Source organism: uncultured Rothia sp., from assembly GCF_937976295.1.
Lineage (GTDB): Bacteria > Actinomycetota > Actinomycetes > Actinomycetales > Micrococcaceae > Rothia.
On sequence record NZ_CALJRY010000123.1, the window covers coordinates 1 to 8,429 of the forward strand.

Here is an 8,429-nt window from a genome sequence, read left to right on the forward strand (position 1 = left end):
GCACCTCGCCCCGATTCGGAGGCGATCATCAGCGCCAGCGATTCTGCGGCTTCTTCCTGTATTTCCTGCGCTTCCCGAGCTTCCTGCACGTTCTGGTTGTTCTTCTCCCCCGCGTCGAATCCGGCGGCGAATCCAGCTAGGGGCACGGTGGGGGCGGCAAGTTCCCGCATGAAGGAACGCACCTGCGCGGTGGTGATGCGTTCGGGGTCGATGACGCCGAGGGTTGCCATGTAGGCGCTGTATCGTCGCAGGTCACGCGCGTAGGAGGCGATGGTGTGTTCGCTGCTTCCTCGCTCCACACGCAGGTGGATGAGGTACTGGTCAATGGCTTTCTGTAGCGGGGTCTGTGCCTCCTGCTGGGAAGAACTCAGCACGGAGGAACCGGCAGAAGAGGGCGCACCGAGCAGACCCGCGCCGCGGGCTGTCTTGCTCGCCGTGCTTTTTGCCTGCTTCACGCTATCTCCTCTGTCGGTTCTCTTGATATTCGGGTTTGGGATAGGCAGGGCTACTCCCCCGCTCCTGTGTTCCGTATCTTAGTGGTTGCGGAAGTTCTCCGGCTTTTCGCGGCGCTGGCCCATGTAGGGGTGGAACTCCCAGCCGCCCTCGGCGGGGCGCAGGCCTTCAAAGTTGTTCTGTGCCGCCGCGTAGGTGGCGAGTACTGCCTGGATGGCGAGCGCGTTGTGTACCTTTCCGCCCAGTACCAGCTGTACTGCGTCGGCGAGAGGCACCCAGCGGTAGGTCATTTCTGCTTCCTCCTCGGTGCGTTCACTGCGTTCTTCGGCAGGCAGTTCCGAGAGGTTGCGTGCCAGGTAGACGCGGCCTGCTTCGCTGGTTGCACCGGGGCTGCTAAAGTAGTCGGTCAGAGCATTCCAGGTGCCTGCCTGCAGGTCTGCTTCTTCGGCGAGTTCACGCTGCGCAGCGACCAGGGGGTCTTCACCGTCGATGTCGAGCAGTCCGGCGGGTACTTCCCAGAGGTTCATGCGCACCGGGTGGCGGTACTGGTTGAGCATCAACAGCTCGTTGCTATCGTTGAGGACCGCTACGGCGACGGCGCCGGGCATTTCCACGACGTCGCGGGTCAGCACGGTGTTTTCGTTGAGTTCGTACTCTTCGACGGTCGTTTCGATGACGTAGCCGCTGTACTTCACGGTGCGGGTGCGGATGGTGCGTTCGGAGGGTGCATCAATAATCTGCTGGTTGTTGCTCATTCTTTCATTGTAGGTGGCTTCTTAGCCCCGCCACGTTCGGCGCGTCAGGTGCGGGTACGATTTCAAGCATGTTCAGGTTTAAACGAAAGCATCCCGCTCTCCCCTGCGCGGGGTGAGCGGGATGCTGAACGTTTGTGCCTAGAGGTTAGGCGCCGCGGCGCTCCAGTGCAGCCTTAATCAGGCCGGAGAAGAGCGGGTGCGGGCGGGTCGGGCGCGAGCGGTACTCGGGGTGTGCCTGAGTTGCCACGTAGTAGGGGTGTACCTCTGCGGGCAGTTCCACGTACTCGACCAGCGAGGAGTCCGGGGAGGTACCGGAAATGAGCAGGCCTGCTTCTTCAAGCTGTTCGCGGTACTCGTTGTTCACCTCGTAGCGGTGGCGGTGACGCTCTGCAACCTCGGTAGCACCGTATGCCTTAGCAACCTGAGAGCCGGGAACGAGGTTTGCCTTGTACAGGCCCAGGCGCATGGTGCCGCCCAGGTCGCCTGCACCTTCGACGAACTGCTTCTGCTCTTCGATGGTTGCGATGACCGGTACGGAGGTTTCCGGGTCGAACTCGGTGGAGGATGCTTCGCGCAGGCCCAGTACGTTGCGTGCGTACTCGATGACCATGGACTGCAGGCCGAGGCAGATGCCCAGGGTCGGGATCTTGTGCTCGCGTGCGTACTTGAGGGCACCAATCTTGCCGTCCAGGCCGCGGATGCCGAAGCCGCCGGGCACGAGGATTGCGTCCATGTTGCGCAGCTGGTGGTCTGCATCTTCGTCGGTTGCGCACAGGTCGGCTGCAACCCACTTGATGTTGACCTTCACGTTGTTTGCGAAGCCGCCGGCACGCAGAGCCTCGGAGACGGACAGGTATGCGTCGGGCAGGTCGATGTACTTACCGACCAGGCCAACGTTGACCTCTGCTGCGGGGCGGTGCACTGCGTCGAGCAGGCGGTCCCACTGGGTGAAGTCCGGTGCGGGAGCCTCAATGCCGAAGTAGTCGAGGATGTAGTCGTCGAGCTTCTGGCTGTGCAGGGTCTTGGGGATGTCGTAGATGCTGGGTGCGTCGGCGCAGGAAATGACTGCGTCGCTGTCCACGTCGCATGCGTTACCGATCTTGGTACGGTGCGATACGGGGACCTCACGCTCACAGCGCAGAATCAGACCGTCAGGCTGGATGCCCAGGCCGCGCAGTGCTGCGACGGAGTGCTGGGTCGGCTTGGTCTTGAGCTCGCCGGAGGGGCCGATGAAAGGCACCAGGGAGACGTGCAGGAAGAAGACGTTCTTGCGGCCAACATCGCGGCGTACCTGGCGTGCTGCTTCCATGAAGGGCAGGGACTCGATATCGCCGACGGTACCACCGATTTCGGTGATGATGATGTCGGGTGCGTTGTCAATTTCCGCTGCGTGACGCATGCGGGCCTTGATTTCGTCGGTAATGTGAGGGATAACCTGGACGGTGTCGCCGAGGTATTCGCCGCGGCGTTCCTTGGCGATGACGGAGGAGTAGACCTGGCCGGTGGTCACGTTAGCGGACTGGTCGAGGTTTTCGTCCAGGAAGCGCTCGTAGTGTCCGATGTCGAGGTCGGTTTCAGCACCGTCGTCGGTGACAAAGACTTCACCGTGCTGGAAGGGGTTCATCGTACCGGGGTCGACGTTCAGGTAGGGGTCGAACTTCTGCATGGTCACAGAGAGGCCACGTGCGCGAAGAAGCTGACCGAGGGAAGAGGCCGACAGGCCCTTACCGAGAGAAGATGCAACGCCGCCGGTCACGAAAATCTGGCGGGTTACCTTGTCGTTAGAGGACGCGTTCAGAGCGTTATTTTTTTCATTCACCACGGAATTCAAGCCTACCATTTTCTTGTCTGCTATCCAAGCAGAGGGTTTTGCCGCGAGAGGATTCTCTCAGGCGGCTTTCCCTCCCCTATTTGTCCTTATCACCACTGTAAACGGAGCCGGGGATTTATTATTCCCGCCGCGCCGTGTAGAAGCAGGTGTAGGAGCATTCTCAGAGTATCTCACATCCTCTGAGCTCCATGCGCCGCTGTTGGTCACCGGCACGGGCTGTACTGGCAACTTTCCGGGGCATGCTCGCGCGCTTCAGTCCCTTTGATGGTCTTTAGCGCGAAAGATGCCACCTTTCGGCGCTTTTGCCAGTACTTTCCATGCTTTTCGCCGCAGGTTTGCCGTCAGCTTCAGTGCCCCTGCGGCACTTCTCGACCGGCAGCCAGCAGCTCGCGGGCGTGCTCTCGCGCCGATTCTGATTGATCGTGTCCGGAGAGCATTCGCGCCAGTTCCACCACGCGTTCCTCTTCGGAAAGTACCTTGACCTTCGAGAGGGACGCGTCATCATTTTTCAGCACGAGGATGTGCTGGTCCGCGAAGGCGGCGACCTGGGGCAGGTGGGTGACCACCAGAACCTGCACGTGTCGGGCGAGCATGGCAAGGCGGCGACCGATTTCGATAGCTGCCTTACCGCCCACGCCGGAGTCCACCTCATCGAAGATGAAGGTGGGTACGGGGTCCACTTCGGCGAGCACTACCTCCAGGGCGAGCATCACGCGGGAGAGCTCACCGCCGGAGGCGCCCTTACCGAGCGGGCGCGGCACGGCGGTTCGGTGCGGCGCCAGCATGAAGGTCACGGTGTCTCGGCCGTGCACCGAGAACTTTTCAGCTTCGGCGACCTCCACGACCAGGGAGGCGTTCGGCATGGCAAGAGCAGTGAGCTCCTCGCTGACGGCATCCGCCAGTTTCTGCGCGGCGGCACGGCGCAGGGCGGTCAGCTCTTCTGCCTGGGCACCGAGCACCTTGCGTAGCTGTACCAGCTCGGTTTCCAGGGTTTCCTGTCGCTGCGGGTCATCCACCAGGGTCTCAAGACGTGCGCGGGATTCTTCGGCCCAGTCGAGCACTTCGGCAATATCAGCACCGTACTTGCGGGTGAGGGTCGCCAGCTGGGCGCGGCGAGTCTGCACCTGCGCCAGACGTTCGGGGCCTTCAACATCCAGGGAGGCCATGTAGGAGGACAGATCCGAGGAGATATCGGTGGCAAGAATCAGCAGTTCGTTGACGCGCGCCGCGAGGGAGGCAAGCTCTTCGTCAGCGTCTGCCTGCGCCTGTAGCGCGGAGCGGCTTGCATCGAGCAGGCTCATGACGCTCTGCTCGTCGCCGGTAGAGTATTCGCTACCGCTAAGCGCCGCGGAGGCGGTTGCCGACGCGATGCGTAGCGCTTCAACGTTCATGAGCTTCACCATTTCGGCTTTGAGCTCTTCTTCTTCCCCGGCCTGCGGGTTGACGGCGCTGATTTCTTCGAGGGCGCCCTGCAGGGTCTGCGCTTCGAGGGCGCGTGCGCGAGAGTTTTCGCGTACTTCCTTCAGCTCTGCGGCGGCGGCGCGGTATCGCTCGTAGTTTTCGCGGTACTTCTCAAGCAGGTTGGCGAACTCTTCACCGGCGTACAGGTCGAGGGACTGGCGCTGCTCTGCCGCTGATTTGAGGCGCAACTGATCGGACTGGCCGTGGACTGCAACAAGAGTCTGACCAATCTGAGACAGGGTTCCGATGGGCGCGGAGCAACCGCCGACGTGGGCGCGGGAGCGTCCCGAGGCGTTGACGGTGCGCGCCAGAAGTAGCTCGGAGGTCTGTTCGTCGATGTCTTCGGCGGTGCCGCCGGCTTCTTCGGCAAGCTCGAGGGCGCGGTGCCCGTGGGGCAGGCGAATCACTGCTTCGGCGAGGGCGCTCTTGGCACCGTTGCGCACGCTGGAGGCGTCGGATCGAGCACCCAGGAGCATGCCAAGGGCGGTGACGACCATGGTTTTACCTGCGCCGGTTTCGCCGGTCAGCACGGAGAATCCGGGTTCGAGGGGGAGCCTCGCATCGGTGATGATGCCGAGGTCTCGAATATGGATTTCCTCAATCACGAACGTTCATTCCTTTTCTTTAGTGCTTCTCGGTATCCTGCGGGCCGCGCCAGCCACGGATCGGAAGCTCAAATTTACGCACCAGTCGCTCCGAGAAGGGAGCCGGGTGAATACGGGCGAGCAGCACCGACTTTTCGGAGCGTCGCACCTCAATACGGGAGCCGGGGTCCAGCTCCACGGTTCGGCGACCATCGCACCAGAGCACGCCGGAGGCGCCGTTTCCGGGCATCATTTCTACCGCCAGGGTGGAGGTCGGCGCTGCTACCAGCGGGCGCGCAAAGAGCGCGTGAGCCGAGAGCGGCACCATGAGAATTGCTTCAACTTCGGGCCAGACGACCGGGCCGCCACCGGAGAAAGCGTAGGCGGTCGAGCCGGTGGGGGTTCCCATGACCACGCCGTCACAACCGAAGCTACTGAGCGGGCGGCAATCCACCTCAATAATGACTTCAATCATTTTTTCGCGGTTACCCTTTTCGACGCTCGCTTCATTCAGCGCCCAGTCGCTGTGCACTCGCTTGCCGTCGTTCCAGACTTCCACGTCGATCGCCATGCGTTCTTCAACGGTGTATTCGTTATTGACAATGCAGCGAACGGTTTCAGTCAGATCGCTCTCTTCGGATTCGGCGAGGAAGCCGACATGTCCCAGGTTCACACCGATGAGCGGAACACTGGTTCGGCGCACCATTTCGGCGGCGCGAAGAATCGAACCATCACCGCCAAGCACCACGCCGAGTTCAATATCGATAAGCGCCACGGATTCGTGAACGACCTGCACGGGGACGGGCTCGTCCCAGTTTTCGCTCAGGGTCTCCAGATCGGAGCGAGTCATGACGGGCGCGAGTCCCGCTTCGTAGAGCTGGGTGCACGCCTGTCGGGCGGCATCTCGCGCTTCTTTGCGCCCCACGTGGGCGAAGACGAGAATCTTACGGTGACGTTGCTCCACCGAGTCTTCGGAACCATAACGATCAGACTCATGGCGTTCGGAACCATGACGCGCACCCACAGCAGCTACCTGTGCGGTTGCTTCCTGCGGTGCGTGGCTTTCGTGTTCTGCCATAACGACTCTCTCCCATCGGGTGTTGAGATGGTGTATCTACACCTATCATACCGAATATGTTCTCGAAAATTTCCTAAAGCACCATATTTTTAGAAAATTATTTCGAATAGCGTACAGCTGGGTCTCTCTAAAATACTCCTGCTTAAAGTACCCACGACAAAATACCCGCGGCTAAAACGCCAGTGACTAAAACGCCTGAATAGCGCGGCAGCCTGAGAACACCCCGCCCCCAACGCGTCCTGCGTTACCGAGCGGGTTTCTCAGACTGCCTGAGCACTATTTATTTTCGGCGCATATCTATTTTCGACACCGTGTTTATTTTCGGCACCAGAGGAAGTACTCTACGTTGCCGTCCTGTCCGGGCAGCGGGCTGGGTTCCATACCCATCACGCGCAATCCGTGGCTCACCGCAGATGCCTGGACTTTTTCCACTGCTTCACGGCGGGCGGATTCTTCGTGCACTACTCCCCCGCGTCCGATGCGGTGCTTGCCGACCTCGAACTGTGGCTTGACCATGAGCACCAGGTCGCCGCCGGTTTCGGTTGCGTTCGCTAGCGCTTCCATGACCAGAGTCAGCGAGATGAATGAGAGGTCAGAAACCGTCAGTTCGACCTGCCCGCCAATGTCTTCGGGCTTCATGTAGCGAACGTTGAGTCCTTCGTACACGCCAACTCGCGGTTCTTCGCGTAGGGTGTCCACGAGCTGTCCGTGTCCTACGTCAACGGCGGCTACGTGGGATGCTCCTCGACGCAGCAGCACGTCGGTAAAGCCTCCGGTGGATGCTCCCGCGTCCAGGCAACGCTTGCCTTCCACCTCGATATCGGGGAACGCGTCGAGGGCACCGGCGAGCTTGTGGCCTGCGCGGCTGACGTATTCGGTCAGCTCGCTCTGGCGCACGTAGAGGGTATCCTCCGGGCCCACGAGCATGGACGCTTTGCGTGCAACCTTGCCGTTGACTTGCACGTCCCCTGCCGCAATGAGTTTTGCGGCGAGGGTTCGGGAGCTCACGAATCCGGCTTCGACCAGGTATTTATCGAGGCGCACGGTGTCCTTGTCTTCTTTCTGTCGTCGTCTGGTGACGAGTCATCTGGTGCCGGTGAACCCTCAGAGCATTGCTGTTCTGAGGGTTCACCGCCGCGAGCTAGGAGAGGTTTTCGAGGTCCTTCTCCAGCTGCTCACTCATCGTTTCGAGGCGCCTGACGCGCTCTACAGGGTCCATGGCGAGGGCTGCCGCCAGCTGGCGCTCGAATTCTGCGTCAAGCTCAGCGTTTTCCTCTGCCGTGCTGTTCGTGTCCGGTTCTTTAGGCACCGGGGATCCCCTGGATGTTGGGGCGTGCGCCCTGTTCGGGGTTTGCTGCCCACCATGCCGCGCAGGCTACGCGCCATGCTTCGGCTTCGCTCTCGCTGCCCGCGAATGCTTCGGTATCTTCGATCTCGGGGCCGGTCAGGCTTAGGTTTTCACCGCGAACTCGTGCCTGCCAGGTGGGGCCGGTTGCGATGACTTCGTAGCCTTCGTAGAGCACTTCAATTTCGGGGTAGGGTGCGAAGAAGTCCTCGAGGGTGCGCAGAATATAGGTCGGACGCTGGTTCGGCACGGCCTCGATGACGTCCTGGTAGGTCTGTACGCCGGTGAGGACGAGTGCGCCGTCCATCTTTGCGTTGTTGGCGCCGAGAATGTCGGTGTCCAGGCGGTCGCCCACAATCACGGGGCGGCTGGAGTTCACTGCCTGCGCTGCGGTGTGGAAGATGGGTGCTTCGGGCTTGCCCGCGACAAGCGGGGTACGGCGCGATGCAGTTGCCACGGCTGCTACGAGGGTTCCGTTGCCGGGTGCCTGGCCTCGTTCCTTGGGGATGGTCTGGTCGGTGTTGGTTGCAATCCACAGTACATCGGGGTTTGCGAGGGTGTAGGCAGCTTCCGCGAGGTCTTCCCAGCCGATCTTGGGGTCGAAGCCCTGGATGACGGCGACGGGGCCTTCTTCTTCCTTGCCTACGGTTTCGAGGCCTACTGCACGAACGCAGTCGGCAAGTGCTTCGGTGCCGGTGATGAGTACTTTGGAGCCTGCGGGTACATGCTGTGCGAGCAGTGCGGCGCCTGCCTGTGCGGAGCTGACGACTCGTTCTGCTCGGGTGTGCACGCCCAGTTCACGCAGGTGCTCTGCTACGGATTCTACGGAGCGCGATGCGTTGTTGGTGACGAAGATGACCGGTACGTTGAGTTCTTCTTCGGCGCGGTTGAGCGCTTCGGGTGCGCCTTCGATGGCGAAGGG

At 61.3% G+C, this 8,429-nt stretch carries 8 protein-coding genes; all 8 read right to left on the reverse strand.

The genetic code is table 11. From position 1 onward, the window contains the following. Window positions 1-455 (reverse strand): site-specific integrase (locus Q0216_RS03090; protein ID WP_298592842.1); only part of this gene is annotated, 455 nt, incomplete at its 3' end. 78 nt (window positions 456-533) lie between these two features. Continuing rightward, window positions 534-1,208 (reverse strand): NUDIX hydrolase, encoded by a 675-nt coding sequence (locus Q0216_RS03095; protein ID WP_298592843.1) that lies wholly within the window; start codon window positions 1,206-1,208, stop codon window positions 534-536. 145 nt (window positions 1,209-1,353) lie between these two features. After that, complete coding sequence (locus Q0216_RS03100) at window positions 1,354-3,048, reverse strand: CTP synthase (RefSeq protein WP_298592844.1); 1,695 nt, start codon at window positions 3,046-3,048, stop codon at window positions 1,354-1,356. 338 nt (window positions 3,049-3,386) lie between these two features. Next, window positions 3,387-5,105: a DNA repair protein RecN gene (gene recN, locus Q0216_RS03105; protein ID WP_298592846.1), complete on the reverse strand. Its 1,719-nt coding sequence runs from the start codon at window positions 5,103-5,105 to the stop codon at window positions 3,387-3,389. Window positions 5,106-5,124: 19 nt separating this feature from the next. Next, window positions 5,125-6,162 (reverse strand): NAD kinase, encoded by a 1,038-nt coding sequence (locus Q0216_RS03110; RefSeq protein ID WP_298592848.1) that lies wholly within the window; start codon window positions 6,160-6,162, stop codon window positions 5,125-5,127. Window positions 6,163-6,477: 315 nt separating this feature from the next. Next, the gene (locus tag Q0216_RS03115) at window positions 6,478-7,206 is read right to left on the reverse strand and encodes a TlyA family RNA methyltransferase (RefSeq protein WP_298592851.1); all 729 of its coding nucleotides are present in this window, start codon (window positions 7,204-7,206) and stop codon (window positions 6,478-6,480) included. Window positions 7,207-7,303: 97 nt separating this feature from the next. Beyond that, on the reverse strand, window positions 7,304-7,471 hold the full coding sequence (locus Q0216_RS03120) for a GTPase (protein ID WP_298592853.1): 168 nt from the start codon (window positions 7,469-7,471) through the stop codon (window positions 7,304-7,306). Beyond that, a partial coding sequence (locus Q0216_RS03125; protein ID WP_298592855.1) for an HAD-IIA family hydrolase occupies window positions 7,464-8,429 on the reverse strand: 966 nt, incomplete at its 5' end. The genes Q0216_RS03125 and Q0216_RS03120, both read right to left, overlap by 8 nt.